This is a genomic window from Streptomyces sp. PA03-3a (assembly GCF_033792735.1).
Taxonomy (GTDB): Bacteria; Actinomycetota; Actinomycetes; order Streptomycetales; family Streptomycetaceae; genus Actinacidiphila.
Genome location: NZ_JARAVM010000025.1, coordinates 1 through 17,633 on the forward strand (window position 1 = coordinate 1; position 17,633 = coordinate 17,633).

17 protein-coding genes are annotated in these 17,633 nt (G+C 73.7%); 7 read left to right on the plus strand and 10 right to left on the minus strand.

The genetic code is table 11. The features are described 5' to 3' along the window. From PV342_RS27155 to PV342_RS27195, 9 genes are all read right to left on the minus strand, one after another. A partial coding sequence (locus PV342_RS27155) for a 2-oxoglutarate dehydrogenase E1 subunit family protein (protein ID WP_500318966.1) occupies positions 1 to 363 on the minus strand: 363 nt, incomplete at its 3' end. 177 nt (positions 364 to 540) lie between these two features. Beyond that, on the minus strand, positions 541 to 1,638 hold the full coding sequence (locus PV342_RS27160) for a HAMP domain-containing sensor histidine kinase (RefSeq protein WP_018563621.1): 1,098 nt from the start codon (positions 1,636 to 1,638) through the stop codon (positions 541 to 543). Further along, entirely contained in the window at positions 1,635 to 2,381 is a 747-nt protein-coding gene (locus PV342_RS27165; protein ID WP_386997537.1) for a response regulator transcription factor, read from the minus strand. Before PV342_RS27165 ends, PV342_RS27160 begins: the two co-directional genes overlap by 4 nt. 61 nt (positions 2,382 to 2,442) lie before the next feature. After that, entirely contained in the window at positions 2,443 to 3,126 is a 684-nt protein-coding gene (locus PV342_RS27170) for a spermidine synthase family protein (RefSeq protein ID WP_500318968.1), read from the minus strand. A 40-nt stretch (positions 3,127 to 3,166) separates the two neighbouring features. Next, entirely contained in the window at positions 3,167 to 3,778 is a 612-nt protein-coding gene (locus tag PV342_RS27175; RefSeq protein WP_400805604.1) for a hypothetical protein, read from the minus strand. A 44-nt stretch (positions 3,779 to 3,822) separates the two neighbouring features. Further along, complete coding sequence (locus tag PV342_RS27180) at positions 3,823 to 5,091, minus strand: hypothetical protein (protein ID WP_400805605.1); 1,269 nt, start codon at positions 5,089 to 5,091, stop codon at positions 3,823 to 3,825. Continuing rightward, on the minus strand, positions 5,088 to 5,867 hold the full coding sequence (locus tag PV342_RS27185) for an ATP-binding cassette domain-containing protein (protein ID WP_400805606.1): 780 nt from the start codon (positions 5,865 to 5,867) through the stop codon (positions 5,088 to 5,090). The genes PV342_RS27180 and PV342_RS27185 overlap by 4 nt, the downstream gene beginning before the upstream one ends. Continuing rightward, positions 5,864 to 6,778 carry a zf-HC2 domain-containing protein gene (locus PV342_RS27190; protein ID WP_400805607.1) on the minus strand — a complete coding sequence of 305 codons (915 nt, stop codon included), beginning with the start codon at positions 6,776 to 6,778 and terminating at the stop codon, positions 5,864 to 5,866. Before PV342_RS27190 ends, PV342_RS27185 begins: the two co-directional genes overlap by 4 nt. Further along, positions 6,772 to 7,338 carry an RNA polymerase sigma factor gene (locus PV342_RS27195; protein WP_400805609.1) on the minus strand — a complete coding sequence of 189 codons (567 nt, stop codon included), beginning with the start codon at positions 7,336 to 7,338 and terminating at the stop codon, positions 6,772 to 6,774. Before PV342_RS27195 ends, PV342_RS27190 begins: the two co-directional genes overlap by 7 nt. A gap of 363 nt (positions 7,339 to 7,701) precedes the next feature. Here PV342_RS27195 and lon point away from each other — a divergent pair, with 363 nt between their 5' ends. Both lon and PV342_RS27205 read left to right on the plus strand, forming a co-directional pair. Further along, positions 7,702 to 10,170, plus strand: coding sequence for an endopeptidase La (gene lon, locus PV342_RS27200; RefSeq protein ID WP_361010062.1), 2,469 nt, complete (start codon positions 7,702 to 7,704; stop codon positions 10,168 to 10,170). A 246-nt stretch (positions 10,171 to 10,416) separates the two neighbouring features. Beyond that, the gene (locus PV342_RS27205) at positions 10,417 to 10,845 is read left to right on the plus strand and encodes a MarR family winged helix-turn-helix transcriptional regulator (protein WP_078620235.1); all 429 of its coding nucleotides are present in this window, start codon (positions 10,417 to 10,419) and stop codon (positions 10,843 to 10,845) included. A 39-nt stretch (positions 10,846 to 10,884) separates the two neighbouring features. Here PV342_RS27205 and PV342_RS27210 read toward each other — a convergent pair whose 3' ends face one another. Continuing rightward, positions 10,885 to 11,730 carry a hypothetical protein gene (locus PV342_RS27210; protein WP_500318971.1) on the minus strand — a complete coding sequence of 282 codons (846 nt, stop codon included), beginning with the start codon at positions 11,728 to 11,730 and terminating at the stop codon, positions 10,885 to 10,887. A gap of 357 nt (positions 11,731 to 12,087) precedes the next feature. Between PV342_RS27210 and PV342_RS27215 the strand changes: the two genes are divergently transcribed. The 5 genes from PV342_RS27215 (at position 12,088) to PV342_RS27235 (ending at position 17,581) form a co-directional block, all read left to right on the plus strand. Continuing rightward, a complete protein-coding gene (locus tag PV342_RS27215; RefSeq protein WP_500318973.1) occupies positions 12,088 to 14,724 on the plus strand; it encodes a sensor histidine kinase in 2,637 nt (878 codons plus the stop codon). Then, the gene (locus tag PV342_RS27220) at positions 14,724 to 15,242 is read left to right on the plus strand and encodes a roadblock/LC7 domain-containing protein (RefSeq protein ID WP_391580706.1); all 519 of its coding nucleotides are present in this window, start codon (positions 14,724 to 14,726) and stop codon (positions 15,240 to 15,242) included. The genes PV342_RS27215 and PV342_RS27220 overlap by 1 nt, the downstream gene beginning before the upstream one ends. Then, a complete protein-coding gene (locus tag PV342_RS27225; protein WP_361010050.1) occupies positions 15,242 to 15,667 on the plus strand; it encodes a DUF742 domain-containing protein in 426 nt (141 codons plus the stop codon). Before PV342_RS27220 ends, PV342_RS27225 begins: the two co-directional genes overlap by 1 nt. A gap of 1 nt (position 15,668) precedes the next feature. Then, positions 15,669 to 16,271, plus strand: coding sequence for a GTP-binding protein (locus PV342_RS27230; RefSeq protein WP_018563607.1), 603 nt, complete (start codon positions 15,669 to 15,671; stop codon positions 16,269 to 16,271). 74 nt (positions 16,272 to 16,345) lie between these two features. Beyond that, the gene (locus PV342_RS27235) at positions 16,346 to 17,581 is read left to right on the plus strand and encodes a styrene monooxygenase/indole monooxygenase family protein (RefSeq protein ID WP_500318975.1); all 1,236 of its coding nucleotides are present in this window, start codon (positions 16,346 to 16,348) and stop codon (positions 17,579 to 17,581) included. Positions 17,582 to 17,633: the final 52 nt, after the last annotated feature.

A 17,633-nucleotide genomic window follows, 5' to 3' on the forward strand; every position in this document is an offset into this window, starting at 1 on the left:
GGCCGGCGCGGCGGCGGGCGTCACGGGCGGCGCGACCGGTGCTGCGGCAGCGGGTGCGGCCGGAGCGGCCGGCGGCGCTGCGGGGGCCGGCTGAGGCTGGCCCGAGGCGACTGCGGAACCCGTATCCGCTCCCGGCTTGTAATCGGCGAAGAAGTCCCACCAGGCTCGGTCGACCGAGTTCGGGTCCTGGAGGTACTGCTGGTAGATCTCATCGACAAGCCACTCGTTAGGCCCGAATCCCGCGGCAGGGCCCTGGCCCTGCCCATCGGTTTCGGTCCTGGGGGTACCACCCGACCGGAGGTCGGGGGAGCTCGAGCTACTGGGGTGTGGCGACACGGCGGCAACCGCCCTCTTCCGCTTCACAAGGTGATGGACAGCGGAAATAAAGGCTACGCCTACCTGAGCGTTTCCTGCAGGCGGGGAGCCCAGTCGTCGCCTAAGTCACATCGGAAAGGCGGTTTCGGGGCGGAGTTTGGCGGGAATGGGGTGCTGAATCGACTGGTCCGGTTGCCTCTGGCAACGTCTGCGCAGGCCGGAGCGTCAAGCCGGCGCCGCGGTGGACCCCGGGAGGGTGACGCGGATCCGGCAGCCGCGCGGTGACTCGGCCACCGCGATGCGTCCGCCGTGGAGGTCCACCGCCCAGCGCGCGATCGCCAGCCCGAGCCCCGTTCCGCCGTCGCCCGGTCCCGCTGTGCCGCGGTTGAACCGCTCGAAGACGCGGGTGCGCTCGGACTCCGGTATGCCCGGGCCCTCGTCGAGCACCTCCAGGTCGAGACTGCCGGGGCCGGTGCCGCGGCGCGCGCGGACGGTGACCCGGCCGCTGGGCGGGCTGTGCTTGACGGCGTTGTCGATCAGGTTCGCGACCACCTGGTGCAGGCGTTCGGCGTCCGCGTACGCGGTCAGCTCCGGCGGTGAGACGTCCAGGTGGAGGTGGACGTCCTTGCGCGCCCGCCGGCCCGGCGCCTGGCCGTCCTGCAGCCCGAGGCCGGCCGTCTTGATCACGGCGGAGAGGTAGGGCCAGACCTCGAAGCGCTTGGCGTCCAGCGGCACGATGCCGTTGTCCAGGCGGGAGAGGTCCAGCAGGTGGGCGACGAGCAGGCTCAGCCGCTCCGCCTGCTGCAGGGCGGTGCGCATGGTCTCCGTGTCGGCCTCGGAGACCCCGTCGACCACGTTCTCCAGGACCGCGCGCAGCGCCGCGATCGGGGTGCGCAGCTCGTGCGAGACGTTCGCCACCAGCTCCTTGCGGTGCTGGTCGACGGCCTCCAGGTCGGCGGCCATCCGGTTGAAGGTCTCGGCCAGTTCGCCGACCTCGTCGCGGCGGACCGCGGTGACCCGCCGGCTGTAGTCGCCGCGGGCCATGGCGCTGGCGACCGAGGTCATCTCCCGCAGGGGCGCGGTCAGCCCGTGCGCCACCAGCTGCGAGATCAGCAGCGAGGCGATGATCGAGAAGATGGTGATGATCCGGATCTCGGTCGCGGAGTGCATCGCCACGAAGACCAGGCCGGTGGTGATCAGCACCGAGGCGAGCACCAGGTACTGCAGTGCCGCCTTGATCGACCGGAAGGGGTCGTACGGCCTCAGCGCGGCCCACACACGTTCCCGCAGCTTCGGCGGGCGCGGCGCGCTGTAGGGGCTCACGGCGTGGGCGTCTCGAGCGCGTAGCCGACGCCGTGCACGGTACGGATGCGTTCCGCGCCGATCTTCCGCCGCAGCGCCTTGACGTGGCTGTCGACGGTGCGGGTGCCGGAGGCGTCCGCCCAGTCCCACACCTCGGCGAGCAGCTGCTCCCGGGAGAGCACCGCGCGCGGCTGCTGGGCCAGGCAGACCAGCAGGTCGAACTCGGTCGGGGTGAGGTGCACGTCGGCGCCGCGGACCCGGACCCGGCGCTGGGCGTTGTCGATCTCCAGGTCGCCGAGCTGCATGTTGGCGCCGCGCGGGTCGCGGGCGGCGATCGTGGCGCGCTCCACGCGACGCAGCAGCACGTGCACCCGGGCGACCAGCTCGCGCAGCGAGAAGGGCTTGGTCATGTAGTCGTCGGCGCCCACGCCGAGCCCGACGAGCATGTCGGTCTCGTCGTCGCGGGCGGTCAGCATCAGCACCGGGACGGGGCGCGAGGCCTGCACGCGACGGCAGACCTCCAGGCCGTCGTACCCGGGGAGCATGACGTCGAGGACGAGGAGGTCGGGCTGCCAGGAGGCGGCGGTCTCCACGGCGGCGGGGCCGTCGCCCGCGGTGCGGACCTGGAAGCCCTCGGCCCGCAGGCGTGCCGCGATGGCGTCGGCGATCGTCGCGTCGTCCTCCACCACCAGCACGCGGCGCTGCGCACCGGGGGTGGCCGCCACCGCTGCGGCTTCGACCGTCGTCGGCTGTGTGCTGTCCATGTGGGGTCCCCCATGGTCGTTTGCGTTGCGCTGCAGCGTACGGGGCGGGACGACGCCGCGGCTATGCGGGTTTGGTTGCCAGGTGCACGACATCCGGAACGCCCCGATTCACCGGGATCTCGATGGTCCGGACCTGCGTGAACTGCACCGACCTCAGTGCGTCGTCGAACGCGGGGGACGGCTGGGCCGACCATACCGCCAGTACGCCACCGGGTTCGAGCCGCTCCCTGCAGGCCGCGAGACCCGCCGGACCGTACAGGCCCCCGTTGCCCTCGGTGACCGTCCAGTCCGGGCCGTTGTCGATGTCCAGGCAAAGTGCGTCGTACGTCACGTCCGCGTTCCGGACGTAAGCCACCAGATCGCCCTCGACCACGCTGACCCGCGGATCCTCCAGCGCGTGCTCGGAGAAGACCGCCAGCGGGCCCGTGCGATGCCAGTCGATTACCGCCCGCTCCCGTTCGGCCACCGAGATCCGCGTCCACCGCGGTTCGCTGGCCGCCCGCGCGAGGGAGAAGCCGACCCCGAGCCCGCCGATCAGCACCGACAGGTCCGCCTTGTCCGCCGGGAGGGCGCCGAGCGCCGCGTCGACCAGCAGCCGCTCCGAACGGCCGTCGGAGGTGTCCATCAGGAAGGTGCCGTTGGCGATGATCTCGTAGCGTTCCCCGCTCCGCCGCAGCGCGATCTCGCCGTAGGGCCCGTTACGCCGGTCGAGCGTGACGGGCCGTTCGTCGTCGTGGCCATTCATGGGCCCATAGGCTAGCCATGCGCCGAGGTCGGCAGTGCCGTCACCGGCGCACCTGCGGGCCCCGCACGATCAGTAGGCCCGCTCCGCCCACGAAGAGTGCGGCGGCGGTCGCCCAGGCGCCGGGCTGTGAACCCGGCTGCATCGACCAGCCCCACCACGCAGCCGGTCCGCCGGGGGTCCGGGGGACGGCGAGCAGGACACCCAATCCGTAGACCATCGGAGGTGCCCAGCTCAGACGGGCACCGACCAGGACCGCCCCGGCGCAGGCCAGGCCGGTGAAGCCCAGGACTCCCCGGATCGCCGTCTGCGCGCCAAAGCCGTGTGCCGCGTTCGGTGCCGCCAGGCCAAGACAGCAGGCAGACACGATGGTGGCGGTCACGATGTGCGTCGCGCGCCAGCGCCACCAGCGCAGCGGCGCGCAGAGGTCCAGTTCGGCGGAGGGGCTGTGCAGGCTGGTTCCGGTGATCGCGGCGGTCAGGATCGGCAGCAGGACGAAGAAGGGCACATCGATGCTGCGCTCGGACAACGGGCGGTAGATCACCCAGCCCGCGATCCAGGCGTTGGCGGTGAGCAGCACGGCCAGGGCGGTCGCGGCACCCGGCAGACCGCGTGAGCGGACATAGAGGGACAACAGGGAAGGTCTGGGGTTCACGGTTCCTCGATCGGGTGGGACGACGGTCGCGGCCGGGTGCGTGCTCAGGGGGCTTCGATCCGGCTGGTGTCGCAGGAGGGAACGGTGTTCAGATAGCGTCCGAGCCAGGCCCGGCGCTGTTCGGCTGGCATGGCGCGGAGGCGGTCGGCCGCCTGCGTCTCCGCCCCGGCCGGCATGGGGAGTTCCACGCCCATCCAACTCAGCGCCGCATGCTCGGCGGCGGGGTTGCCCGGCTGATGGGTGTTCCGGGCTCCGCAGTCCCGGGAGGTCACGAAGTACGCGAGGTCGCGGTAGAGCCTGTCGCTGTCGCCCAGCCGGCTCCGGAAGAGCCCTCCAGAGAGCTGGAACCTGACTTCTTGCGGCGGTGCGCTCTCCGAAGCGGCGCTTTCGCGGTAGCGGACGGGCGCGCCGGGCACGCCGTCGAGCCGGGCGTCGATCCGGGCCACCACGGCCTGTACGGCGGGCAGGGCCGAGGCGTGTTCGCCCCGTACGCACACCACCGGTGTGCCCGAGCTGCAGACCTGTGCCGAGGCGGCCCGCTCGGGCCGCCACAGGTCGTCACCGCCCCGGCACAGGAGCGCCGCGGCAGTGGCAGCCGCCAGCAGGGGCACGACGGCGATCGCCCGCCGTCGTGCGTGACCGGCCAGCACCGCGCTGACGGCGAGACCGGCCATCCACACCGCGGAGAGGAGCCCGGACGCCCACATGGGGCTCTCCGCGAGGCTGTAGGCCGCCGGAGTGAGCCATCTGACCGGTCCATCGGTGATTTGGGTGAAGCCCAGCACCACGTAGCCGACCGGGCCCAGGAGCGGTGCGGACATCCGCCACCGCAGCGCACGGCCGGCCGCGAAGCCCAGCGCCCCCAGAGCGCCGAACGTCACGACGTCCTGGCCCAGCATGGCCCAGGAGGGGTGCCCGTAACCGACGTACGGCCAGATCGCCCCCAGGGCCGCGGCCGCCGGCAGCAGGTAACCGCAGACCGGCCACAACACGGCGGGAAGGCACGCTGTCAGGGCCCGCACAAGTGGCGTCCGAGCCGCCGAGGCGAACAGGTCGCCCGTACCGCAGCGACGCTCACGCCCGCCATGCCAGCACCCCGCCGCCAGCGCGACCGGACCGCCGGTCAGCACACCGAAGTGCCGGAGCATCTGCTGTGCGTCGATCCAGTTGTCCCCCAGCCGGTACCGCTGGACGAACAGGTTGAACGCCACCGTGGCCGCGATGACGGCGGCCGCCCACGGTCCCGGACCGTGCCGTAGTTCCGCTCGCACGGGGGATACCGGCGAGTGTTGGCGCAGGGTGAGGACGGTCATGCCGTGACCCCCCGGCCCGTCCGGAGACGGTGCCCTCTCAGCACCGCGCTGTAGCCGCGCTCGATCGGGGTGTCCCCGGCCGCGTCACCGTCCCCCGCCGCCGCCAGTTCCCCCGGCGTACCGCGGAAGGCGACCCGTCCGCCGGACAGCAGCGTCACCTCCGTGCACGCGGCGGCCACGTCCTCCACGAGGTGGGTCGAGACCAGCACGGTCGCGTGCGCGCCCAGCTCCCGCAGCAGGGCGCGGAAGTCGACCCTCTGCTCGGGATCGAGACCGGCCGTGGGCTCGTCGAGCAGCAGCACATCCGGGTCGTTGACGATGGCCTGCGCGATGCCGACCCGGCGCACCATGCCGCCCGACAGGGTCTTGATCCGCCGGTCGATCCGGTCCTCGAGACCGACCCGTGCCACCGCCCGCTCGACGGCGGTGGGCACCTCGGCGGCCGGCATCTCCTTCAGCCAGGCCACATAGGCGACGAACTCACGCACCGTGAAGCCCGGGTAGTAGCCGAACTCCTGCGGCAGATAGCCCAGCCGCCGCCGGATGGCGGTGCGCCCAGGATGCGTCGTCGGGTCGTGGCCGAGCAGCTCCAGCCGCCCGCCCTGGTACGGGGCCACGGTGGCCAGCACGCGTATGAGGGAGGTCTTCCCGGCCCCGTTGGGGCCGAGCAGGCCGTGGACGCCGAGGCCGAGCCGCAGGTCCAAAGCGTCGAGAGCGGTGGTGCGGCGGTGCTTGACCGTCAGCCCGCTGATGCTGACGGGATGCGCGATGGTCACAGGCGCTCCATGTGGTCGAAGGCGGTACGGCGAAGGGTCAGGAGAAGGGCGCAGGCGGCGGCTGCCGCGGCCCAGGCGGGCTGCGCGGCGGGGGAGAGCAGCAGGGGAGCGGAGTGGGGCGGGAGCCCGCAGAGGACGACCGCGCCCAGCCAGCAACCGGTCACCACGGCGGCGGCCCGGTGGCAGCCGGTCCAGCTGCCGAGCGCGAGCGTGGCCCCGGTGAGCACGAGGCCCGGCAGCAGCCACGCCACCGCCGCGCCCGTGCCCGCCAGGACGCCTCCGGCGGCGGTCAGCAGCGGTACGCACACCGCCAGCACGGCTCCGGTGCGCGTCAGCAGCAGCCGCAGCCCCCCGGAGGGCGTCGACGCGGCCAGTTCATGGGCCGGGTCGCCGTACCTCCCGTACGCGAGGGCCACGCCCACCGGAGGCAGCGCCGGGGCGAGCACCAGCAGCCAGGGGCGTCCCTGCGGCGCCCCGCCGAAACGCGTCAGCGCCACGGCCACCGCCAGCGTCAGCAGCACCGACCCCACCCAGGCGGGACGCAGCGTGCGCGCGGAGCGGACCGCGGCGAGCCAGGGCCGGGCAACGGCGGTCCGCGGTCGGGCCTCGGCCGTCCGGGGCTCGGCCACCCTCGGCGCGGTGCCCGCGGCCGCGGTGAGTACGGCGTCCCGGACCTCGGAGAGGACCGCTCCGCCCGTGCCGGTCCGGACCAGCGCGGAGATCCGGGCGGAGCAGGCCGCGCACGACTCCAGGTGCTTGTCCACCGACCAGGCGGCGGTGTCGGCGAGGGTGCCGTCGGCGTAGGCGGCGGCGGTGTCCTCGGGTACGTGCCAGGCGCTGCGGTTCCGCCGCGGGGCCGAGCGCGGGGTCGACGGGGAGCGCCGGGGGCGCCCCCGGGCAGGGGTCAGCATGCGGTTCCTCCCGCGGGGTCGAGGGTGGCGAGGGCGGCGCGCAGTTCCCGGCGCGCCCGCGAGGCCCGGGTCTTGACGGTGCCCTCGGGGATCCCGAGCTGGTGTGCTGCCTCCCGCGTGGTGAGGCCGTCGATCACGGTCGCCCGCAGGACGGCCCGCAGTTCCGGGGAGATCCGGTTCAGCGCGGCGCCCACGTCGCCGTACTCCAGCCCGGCGAGGACGTGTTCCTCGGCGGAGGGGGCGGTGCCGGGCTCCTCCGCGGCGAGCAGCTCGCGGGTGCCGGCCCGCGCCGCGGCGCGGCGGGTGTCCGCCAGCCGCCGGGCGGCGATCACCCACAGCCAGCCGCCCGCGGCGCCGCCGCGGTGGGTGCCCGCCGAGCGCCAGGCCGCCATAAAGGTGTCCTGCAGCACCTCCCGGACGGTCTCCGGGTCCGGGCAGCGCCGCGTGAGCCGGGCGTGCAGCCACCCGGAATGGCGGTCGTACAGATCTGCGAGGGCCTGCGTGTCGCCCCGGGCGATCCCGCGCATCAGCGCGTCGTCCCCGGGCGGCTCGTGGCTCATGGGCCGGAAGAGTCTCACGCCCCTCTATCGCCGCTGCCGCCGCGATCGGTTCTCGGGAGGGAGCGGGTGCGCACATCGGGCGGGGCGGCGTCGCTCCCGTGGGCGGGCCGGCGGAGACGACGACCGGTGCCCGACGCGGGCCGGGTGCGGCGTCCTCGCCCGCCTGCCGGGCGGTCGCCTCCCGGGGCCGTCTCGGGCCGCTCCACGGCGACGGCCATGCCCGGCCGGTCGCCCGGAGGGCCGGAGGGCCGGAGGGCTGCGGGTGGGCGGCCGATCGCTCAGAGCGAACAGGCCGTGGGGAACATCAGGGGTATCAGATGCATTGAGTCTGCATAGCTCAACTTCATTGCTTAGGGAGAGATAATGGCTCAGTCGTCTTCGTCGGCGTTCGCGCCGCTCACCCTGCCCGTGCTGCCCCTCGACGACGAGGTGGTCCTGCCCGGCATGGTCGTGCCGGTGGACCTGACCGACGCCGAGGCGCGCGCCGCGGTCGAGGCGGCACAGGCCGCCCAGCGGTCCGGACAGCCCGGACTCGGCAACAAGCCGCGGGTGCTGCTCGTTCCCCGGGTGGACGGGGACTACGCGGGCGTGGGCACGCTGGGCACCGTCGAGCAGGTGGGACGTCTGTCGGACGGCGATCCCGGTGCCGTCATCCGCGGTGTGAGCCGCGTGCGCATCGGCGCCGGCACGACCGGTCCCGGCCGTGCCCTGTGGGTGGAGGGCACCGAGCTCTCCGAGCCGGCACCCGCCGAGGCTCCCGGCACGGTCGCGGAGCTCATGAAGGAGTACAAGGCCCTGGCCACCAGCTGGCTGCGCAAGCGCGGCGCCTGGCAGGTCGTGGACCGCGTCCAGCAGATCGAGGAGGTCTCGCAGCTGGCGGACAACGCCGGCTACTCCGGCTTCCTCACCACCAGCCAGCGCATCGAGCTGCTGGAGACCGTCGACGCGGTCGCCCGGCTGCGGCTGGCCACGCAGTGGCTGCGTGACCACCTGGCCGAGCAGGACGTCGCGGAGACCATCCGCAAGGACGTCCAGGAGGGCATGGAGAAGCAGCAGCGCGAGTTCCTGCTCCGGCAGCAGCTGCAGGCGGTCCGCAAGGAGCTGGCCGAGCTGAACGGCGACCCGGAGGACGAGGCGGACGACTACCGTTCCCGCGTCGAGGCCGCCGACCTGCCCGAGAAGGTGCGCGAGGCCGCCCTGAAGGAGGTCGAGAAGCTGGAGCGGTCCAGCGACGCGTCCCCCGAGGGCGGCTGGATCCGCACCTGGCTGGACACCGTCCTGGAGCTGCCGTGGAACACCACGACCCAGGACGCCTACGACATCCCCGGCGCGCGGGCGGTGCTGGACGCCGACCACGCGGGCCTGGAGGACGTGAAGGAACGCATCACCGAGTACCTGGCCGTGCGCAAGCGCCGCACCGACCGCGGTCTCGGGGTCGTCGGCGGCCGCCGCGGAGGCGCGGTGCTGGCCCTGGTGGGTCCGCCCGGCGTCGGCAAGACCTCGCTCGGCGAGTCCGTGGCCCGCGCGATGGGGCGGAAGTTCGTGCGCGTCGCGCTCGGCGGCGTCCGCGACGAGGCGGAGATCCGCGGCCACCGGCGCACCTACGTCGGCGCGCTGCCCGGCCGGCTGGTGCGCGCCATCAAGGAGGCCGGGTCCATGAACCCGGTGGTCCTGCTGGACGAGATCGACAAGGTGGGCTCCGACTACCGGGGCGACCCGGCCGCGGCCCTGCTGGAGGTCCTGGACCCGGCCCAGAACCACACCTTCCGGGACCACTACCTGGAGGTCGAACTGGACCTGAGCGACGTGGTGTTCCTCGCCACCGCCAACGTCCTGGAGGCCATCCCCGAGCCGCTGCTGGACCGTATGGAGCTGGTGCGGCTGGACGGCTACACCGAGGACGAGAAGGTCGTCATCGCCCGCGACCACCTGCTGCCGCGCCAGCGCGAGCTGGCCGGGCTCGGCGAGGACGAGGTCGCCGTCGACGACGCGGCCCTGCGCAAGCTGGCCGGGGAGTACACCCGCGAGGCGGGGGTGCGCACCCTGGAGCGGTCGATCGCCCGCATCCTGCGGAAGGTCGCCGCGAAGCACGAGCTCGGCGAGCGCGAGCTGCCGTTCACGGTGACCCCGCAGGACCTGCGGGAGCTCATCGGGCGGCCGCACCACGTGCCGGAGTCGGCGCAGGACCCGCAGGAGCGGCGCACGGCGGTGCCGGGCGTGTCCACGGGCCTGGCGGTGACCGGCGCGGGCGGCGACGTCCTCTACATCGAGGCGTCGCTGGCCGACCCGGAGACCGGCGGCAGCGGCCTGCAGCTCACCGGGCAGCTGGGCGACGTGATGAAGGAGTCCGCGCAGATCGCGCTCTCCTTCCTGCGCTCGCACGGCGCCGAACTGGAGCTGCCGGTCGGCGATCTGAAGGACCGTGGCGTCCACATCCACGTCCCCGCCGGCGCGGTCCCCAAGGACGGCCCGAGCGCGGGTGTCACCATGACCACCGCGCTGGCCTCGCTCCTGTCGGGGCGCCGGGTCCGCACCGACGTCGCGATGACCGGCGAGGTGTCGCTGACCGGGCGGGTGCTGCCGATCGGCGGCGTCAAGCAGAAGCTCCTGGCCGCGCACCGCGCCGGGATCACCACCGTGGTGATCCCCAAGCGGAACGAGGCGGACCTGGACGACGTCCCCGCCGAGGTCCTGGAGAAGCTGGAGGTCCACGCGGTCTCGGACGTCCGGCACGTGCTGAAGCTCGCCCTGGAGCCGGCCGTCACCGGCGCGGACTCCGGCCTGGAGGACGGACTCGCGCCGTCGTCGGCGGAGCCCTCGGTCGCGGCCTGAACAAGGCCCTGACCGGGTGAACGGAGAGCGGCCCCTCCCACGGCCTGAGGAGGGGCCGCTCTCCGTGCGTGTGGCCGGCGGCGGGACACCCGGTGTGGAAGTGCCCCTGGTCACGCCGTTGGTCCGCGCCTGCGAAATACTGGGGGCGCTGCGCACACGGCGGCCGGAGACGAGACGTTTTCACGACGGAAGGCGGGTGACCAGGTGGCCGGAACCGCCGGCTCCCCCAGGGAGGCGGACCCCGTGATGGAGGCGCTCGAACGCGAGCTCACCGTCCTGTTGCGGCGTGCCCGCGCCTCCTCCGGCGAGATGGCCCGCGAGGTCCATCCCGACCTGGAGCCCGCCGCGTACGGGATCCTCGCCCGGCTCGCCGAGACAGGTCCCGAGCGGGCCACCGTGCTCGCCGGCTACTTCGGCGTCGGCAAGGCCACGATGAGCCGTCAACTGCGCGCCCTGGAGGACCTCGGGCTCGTCCGGCGCGAACCGGACCCCGCCGACGGGCGGGCCTTCCTGGTGCAGCTGACCACGGAGGGCGCCGAGCGCTTCTCGCGCGTCCGGCAGGCGCGCAGGGCCCGCTACGTCAACCGGCTCAGCGGCTGGGACCGCGACGAACTGCGCGAACTGGCCCGGCTGCTGGGCCAGCTGAACTCCTCGCAGGAGCAGGAGAGCGCGTGACCCGGGCGGCCCTCCGCCCGGCGTGCCGCACCGCCGCCGTCACCACTGCGCCAGCACCGCGGTCGCGTCGTCGCGCACCTTGCCGCGCGGGAAGCGGGTGCCGTCCGGGTCCGCGGCCTCGGCCGCGCGCACGCGCCGCAGGAGTTCCTCGGGTCCGGCCTTGCGCAGCAGTGTGAACGCGCCCTGCCAGTCCTGCTCGTGGAAGACCTCGACCAGACGGGCGGCGCCGTCCGTCAGCGCCGCGACCGCGCGGACCCGCGAGCGCGGCCGGGTGCCCGTGACGGCGCGGTCCGCGACCGCCGGGTCGGCCGCCGCGGTGAAGAAGCCGCCCTCGGCGTTGCGCAGGGCCTCCACGGCCCGTCCGTACTCCGCGGCGGCCTCGGTGCGGGCGGCCGTGTCGCGCGGCAGGGCCCGTACCGCGGCGCGCAGCGCGGTCACCGGAGCGGGCAGCCGGTCCAGCCGGTCGTCACGCACGGCAGCGACCTGACCTGCGGTGTCCTCGATGAGCAACACCGAGTCGGATAGCACCAGATGCTCCACGGTGTCCGCATTCCACCGGACCGCCACCACGGTGGCCTGCGGAGTGCGGCGGTGATAAAGGTCACAGGTGCCGCGGTGCGCGTCGGCGGTGCGCCGGACGGCTTCCGCGAGACACTGCGCCAAGCTCGGGGCCGTGGGCGAAACGGACAGTTCGATCATGGATCCGCCCAGGTGGGCGACGTACCAGGGGACGTCGTGACGGCATCCCGTGGGGCCGTCGGGAGGGGTCACGCCGTCCAGCAGGACCAGTGAACCGCCGCCGCCTGACGCGGGCATGGCCACCGCCACGAAGTCCTCGTTGGGGCGCCCGGGGCTGCCGGGCTCGGTCGCCGTCTCGATGCGCATGCGGCCAGTCTGCAGCAGCCGCCCGGGAGAGCTGTTCGAGCCCCGGGGGCGCCCGCCGGGGGTTACCGGCGAGTGAAGGTGCGCATCCTGCCAGGGCGGCGGCCGCGATGCCAGTTCCTGGGCCGGTCGGCCGGAACGCGCGCGCGTAACGATCCAGCCGGGGAGTTGAACGTCAACTTGTCGGTGCGATTCACTCGTTCGGGTGTCGAGGCGGGGGACGCACATCTGCATTCCGGGTCGGCCTGAGAAGGTCGGCACGATGCCGGGATGAGGCCAGACGTTGCCGTGCTCGGTGCCCGGCCGATGTGTCGTCATCTCGGGACCAGTGGATCAGGCGAGACGGGATAGCGAGCACCGGTGCGAACACGACGTAACCCGCGGACCAAGCGCGTACGGCAGAGACTGCTGGGCGCCCTGCTGATCTGCGCCGTCACGGTCCTGGCCGCCTCCGCTCCTGGCGTTGCCACGGGCGTGCGCGATCTGGCCGAGGCGCAACGACTGGTCGGCATGGCGCGACTCGGGGCCCAGGCGGTCTCGCTGTCCCACGCCCTGGCCGACGAACGCGACGGCATGGCCGTCTTCGTGGCCGGCGGCCGCTCCACCGAGGGCGGCAACGGCGTCTCCGAGACCCAGCGGGTGCGGGTCGACCGCCAGGCCAAGGAGGTGCTGGCGGCGGCGGCCGACGCCGACACCGACGACGCCCCCGCCTTCGCCGACGCGACCGCCGAGGTCGTCCGGCAGCTCGGGGAACTCGCCACCGTCCGGCAGAAGGTGCTCTCCGGCCCCGGCTCCGTCGAGGCCGCCGCGGCGGCCTACGACCCGGCGATCCGGGCGCTGCACGGGATCGGCTCCGCCGTCGCCCGCTCACTGCCCGCCCGCGGCGCCTCCGCCGACACCGCCGCGCTGCCCGAACTCGCCCGCGCCGTCGACCAGGCCTCCGTCCAGCGCGGCCTGCTGGTGGGCGCGCTCACCGCGGGCGGCGGGCAGTCCGGCCTGGTGGGCGCCGCGCAGACCGCCGCGGTCAGCGAGCGGTCCGCACTCGCCGACTTCCGCGGCGGGGCCTCGCAGGCCGCGGTCGAGCAGTACGACCAGACGGTCACCGGCTCCGACGTCAACCAGGCCGACAAGCGGCTCAAGCAGCTGCTGAACGACTCCTCGCTGTCCGCCGCCGACCGCGCGCTCAAGCCGCGAGCGGTCCAGGCGGCGCTCTCCGCCCGGGTCGACATGATGCGCGGTGTCGAGTCCTCGCTCGCGGCGGCCGCCGCCGACCGGCTCGCCGCGTTGCGCGACGACGACGTGACGGCCCTCGAACTCCACGTCGCCCTCGCCTCGGTGTGCTTCCTGCTCGTCCTCGGCGTCGGCGTCTCCACGGCCCGCTCCATCACCCGCCCGGCCGCCGCCCTGAACCGCTTCGCCCGCGGGGACGTCCCCGCCGACGAGCAGGTCAGGATCGTCGGCTCCGACGAGTTCGCGGCGACCGCCCGGGCGGTCAACGCGCTCCGCGCCGAGGTGAACGGGCTGCGCGGGCGCGTCGCCGCGCAGGACGCCGAGCACACCAAGCTCCAGGGCGTACGGGACGCCCTCGCCGCGGAACGCGATCTGCTGCACGGCCGGCAGGACGCGCTCACCACGCGCCTGGGCTCCCTGCAGGACAACGTCCACGGCACTTACGTCAACCTCACGCTGCGCACCCTCGGTCTGGTCGAGCGCCAGCTCACACTGATCGAGCGGCTGGAGGAACTGGTCCACGACCCCGACGAGCTCTCCCAGCTGTTCAAGCTGGACCACCTGGCCACCCGCATGCGCCGCAACAGCGAGAACCTGCTGCTGCTCGCCGGCGCCGAGCACGGCCACGCGCACCCCAAGCCCGTCCCGCTGGTCGACGTGGCACGCGCCGCGGTCTCGGAGATCGACACGTACGAACGGGTCCGCATCCACCAGCTGCCCGCGGGGCGCATCGCCGGGTTCGCCACCGACGACCTCAGCCACCTGATCGCCGAGCTCCTGGAGAACGCGGCCGCCTTCTCGCCACCGGAGACCGAGGTGCAGCTGTCCGGCTGGATGCTGGAGAGCGGCGAGCTGATCCTGTCCGTCGAGGACCAGGGCATCGGCATCCCCACGGCCCGGCTGGACGAGCTCAACGCGCTGCTGACGCAGGCCGACCCCGCGGAGCACCCCGCCGTCGCCGAGGCCACCGGCATCGGCGTGTACGTCGTCGCCCGGCTCGCCGCCCGGCACGGCATCCGCGTGCAGCTGCGCGACGCCAAGCGCGGCGGCACCACCGCCGTGGTGGTCGTCCCCACGGCGCTCACCGCGCCCGCGGAAGACCCGGACGGCCCGCAGACCCCCGTGGAGGCGGCCGTCGCGGGAGAGCCGTGGCAGCCGCGCAAGGCGCTGCGGCGGGCCCGTGAGGAGCGCACCGGGGAGCCGGAGCGCACGGCACCGGCGGCCGTGGAGCCGGTGACGCAACCGACGCAACGGATGCAACCGGCCGGCACCGCGCCCGGTGAAGCGTCCGGCGAAATGCCCGGTGAAGCGTCCGGCGAGGCGTCCGAGCCCGGGGGCGAGGCCATCGAGCACGCCCGCGCCGACCGGCCCGCCCCCGCCGTGACCCCGGCTCCCGAGTCCGCACCCGCACCGGTCGTGGCGACCGAGGCACCGGTTCCGGCCGCCGCCGAGACACCGGACGGCGAGGGGCTCACCGCCAAGGGGCTTCCGCAGCGGGTGCCCCGGTCCACGGGGCTGTCGGGCGAACCGCAGGTCCGGGGGAGGGCCCGCCAGGGGGGCGGGGTGGACCCGGAGGAGCTGCGGCGCAAGCTCGGCGGCTTCGCCCAGGGCCTGCGCGAGGGCCGGGCGGAGGCCCAGGCCGAGACGCAGGAGATCCGGCGCGGCCTGCCCGCGCCGAGGAAGGCCGCCGACGCGGCCGCAGCAGAAGGCAGTTCGGGGGGACACCAACAAGTCGAAGCCGAAGGCGTCGAGGAGGCACGCGGTTGATGTCGGCCGGTACGGACACCCAGAGTGAACGGGGCCTGAGCCACGAGGCACGTAACCTCCAGTGGCTGCTGAGCAATTTCGTGGAGGACGTGCCCGGGGTCCGCTCCGTGGCCGTCGTCTCCTCGGACGGGCTGCTGCTGCTGACCTCGGAGCCCGAGGACGAGGCCGCGACGGAGGACGAGGGCGCGGCGGGCGGTGCGGCCGGACGGCCGCGCCGGGGCCCGGCGGGCACCTCCGCCGACCTCGCCACGGTGGTCTCCGGCATCGCCTCGCTGACCGACGGCGCCGCGCGCCTGATGGACGGCGGCGGGGTGCGCCAGACGGGCGTGTCGATGGAGAACGGCAGCGTGTTCGTCATGACGGTCGGGGACGGTTCGCTGCTCGGTGTCCACGCGGACGCCGAGTGCGACATGAGCGTGGTGGCGTATCACATGGCCCTGTTCGTGGGCCGGGCCGGCCATGTGCTCACCCCCGCGCTCCGCACGGAGCTGCGCCAGGCGATCGAGGAGGGCCTCTGATGCGCCGTCCGGTGATCCCCGCGGCGCAGGCGGCGGCCGCCCTCCCGGTACGGGGTGCCGGGCGCAGGGCCGCCCGTGTGCGGCCGTACGCGCTGACCGGAGGACGTACGTCCTTCGGTCACGTGCTGCTGGTGGAGACCTTCGTCGCGACGATCGACGCCTCCGCCGAGCGGCGTGAGCTGACGTCGGGCGGCTGGGCCGAGCGCGTCATGCCGGAGATGCGGGCCATCGTGGAACTGTGCCGCCGGATGCGCTCGGTGGCGGAGATCTCGGCGCTGCTGCGCATGCCGCTCGGCGTGGTCCGGGTGCTGCTCAGCGACCTGGCCGATCAGGGAAGGATCCGCGTGTACGGGACCGGGCACGGGCCCGGCGCCCCGGATCGCGCGCTGCTGGAGAGGGTGCTCGGTGGACTTCGCAGGCTCTGACATGGCGTCCCTCGCGGAAGAAGACGGCCTGCAGGAGTGGCAACTGGACGTGAGCCACGCCCCCACCTCGACCAAGATCGTGGTCGCGGGCGGATTCGGCGTGGGCAAGACCACTTTCGTCGGCGCGGTCTCGGAGATCACCCCGCTCACCACCGAGGCGGTGATGACCCGCGCCAGCGAGGACATCGACGACCTCGGTTCCACCCCGGACAAGACCACCACCACGGTGGCGATGGACTTCGGCCGCATCACGCTCGACCGGGAACTGGTGCTCTATCTGTTCGGCACCCCCGGCCAGCAGCGCTTCTGGTTCATGTGGGACGACCTGGTGCGCGGCGCGATCGGCGCGGTCGTCCTCGCCGACACCCGCCGGCTGGCCGACGCCTTCCCGGCCCTGGACTACTTCGAGAGCAGCGGCCTGCCCTACGCCGTGGCGGTCAACCACTTCGAGGGCACCACCGCCTACGAGGAGATCGACGTCCGCGAGGCGCTCGCCGTGCCGGACGAGGTACCGGTGGCGATATGCGACGCCCGTGACCGCCAGTCGGTGATCCAGGTGCTGCTGGCCCTGGTCAAGCAGGCCCTCGTCGCCCAGCCGGAGTAGTAGTTCTCCGGGGGGAGTCGTGGGGACGCCCGCCGGACGCACCCAAGCCGCACCGCACGAGAGAGCATGCCGCCTTGCGCAAGATACTGATCGTGGGAGCCGGCCAGTCCGGGCTCCAACTGGCCCTGGGCCTGCAGTCCCGGGGATACGAGGTCACCGTCATGTCCAACCGCACGGCGGACGAGATACGCCAGGGGCGTGTCATGTCCACCCAGTGCATGTTCGGCACGGCACTGGCGCACGAGCGCGACCTCGGCCTCGGCTTCTGGGAGGACCAGACCCCCCGGATCGAGGGCCTGGGCGTCTCCGTCGCCGCCCCCGACGGATCGCGGCCGATCGACTGGGTGGGACGGCTCGACGCGTACGCGCAGTCCGTCGACCAGCGGGTGAAGATGGCCGGCTGGCTGGAGACCTTCGTCGAGCGCGGCGGCAAGCTGGTCGTCCACGGCGTGACCGTCGGGGACCTGGACTACTTCGCCCGCGCCTACGACCTGGTGATGGTCGCGGCGGGCAAGGGTGAACTGGTCTCCCTGTTCGGCCGGGACGCCGGGCGCTCCCCGTACGACAGCCCGCAGCGTTCGCTGGCCGTCGCCTACGTGCACGGCCTGGCCCCGCGCCCGGAGCACCCCGACTTCCACGCGGTGCGGCTCAACATGGTGCCCGGCGCCGGCGAGCTGATCGTGATCCCGGCGTTCACCACCTCGGGCCCCTGCGACATCCTCTTCTGGGAGGGGCTGCCGGGCGGTCCGCTCGACGTCTTCGACGGCGTGAAGGACCCGCGGGAACACCTGCGCATCACCCTGGAACTGATGGAGCGTCACCTCCCTTGGGAGTACGACCGCGCCCGCGACGTCGAGCTGACGGACGCCGGCGGCACCCTGTCCGGGCGGTTCGCCCCGGTCGTCCGGCACCCCGTCGCGGAACTGCCGTCCGGCGGGCTGGTGCTGGGCGTCGCCGACGTCGTCGTCGCCAACGACCCGATCACCGGCCAGGGCTCCAACAGCGCCTCCAAGTGCGCGGCCGCCTATCTCGACGCCATCGTCGAGCAGGGCGACAAGCCCTTCGACCGGGACTGGATGGAGTCGGCCTTCGCCCGCTTCTGGGTCACCGCCGAGCCGGTGACCAAGTGGACCAACGCCCTGCTCGGCCCGCCGCCGGAGCACGTCCTTGGCCTGATCGGCGCCGCCGGGCAGCTGCCGGCCGTGGCGAACCGCTTCGCCAACGGCTTCGACGACCCGTCGGACTACGAGTCGTACTTCTACGACCCGGAGGCGGCCAACGCCTACCTGGCCTCGGTCGCCGGAGCCTGACCGTTCGCGACGCCCCCGCCAGGGGTTCCGCCCTGGCGGGGTCCGCGGGGCT

Bases quoted from the DNA above. Each gene is read 5' to 3' on its own strand.
- PV342_RS27165 (WP_386997537.1), bottom strand. From the start codon at position 2,381: ATGGACAGCACACAGCCGACGACGGTCGAAGCCGCAGCGGTGGCGGCC.
- PV342_RS27170 (WP_500318968.1), bottom strand. From the start codon at position 3,126: ATGAATGGCCACGACGACGAACGGCCCGTCACGCTCGACCGGCGTAAC.
- PV342_RS27180 (WP_400805605.1), bottom strand. From the start codon at position 5,091: ATGACCGTCCTCACCCTGCGCCAACACTCGCCGGTATCCCCCGTGCGA.
- PV342_RS27190 (WP_400805607.1), bottom strand. From the start codon at position 6,778: ATGCTGACCCCTGCCCGGGGGCGCCCCCGGCGCTCCCCGTCGACCCCG.
- PV342_RS27195 (WP_400805609.1), bottom strand. From the start codon at position 7,338: ATGAGCCACGAGCCGCCCGGGGACGACGCGCTGATGCGCGGGATCGCC.
- lon (WP_361010062.1), top strand. From the start codon at position 7,702: ATGGCTCAGTCGTCTTCGTCGGCGTTCGCGCCGCTCACCCTGCCCGTG.
- PV342_RS27205 (WP_078620235.1), top strand. From the start codon at position 10,417: ATGGAGGCGCTCGAACGCGAGCTCACCGTCCTGTTGCGGCGTGCCCGC.
- PV342_RS27210 (WP_500318971.1), bottom strand. From the start codon at position 11,730: ATGCGCATCGAGACGGCGACCGAGCCCGGCAGCCCCGGGCGCCCCAAC.
- PV342_RS27220 (WP_391580706.1), top strand. From the start codon at position 14,724: ATGTCGGCCGGTACGGACACCCAGAGTGAACGGGGCCTGAGCCACGAG.
- PV342_RS27225 (WP_361010050.1), top strand. From the start codon at position 15,242: ATGCGCCGTCCGGTGATCCCCGCGGCGCAGGCGGCGGCCGCCCTCCCG.
- PV342_RS27230 (WP_018563607.1), top strand. From the start codon at position 15,669: ATGGCGTCCCTCGCGGAAGAAGACGGCCTGCAGGAGTGGCAACTGGAC.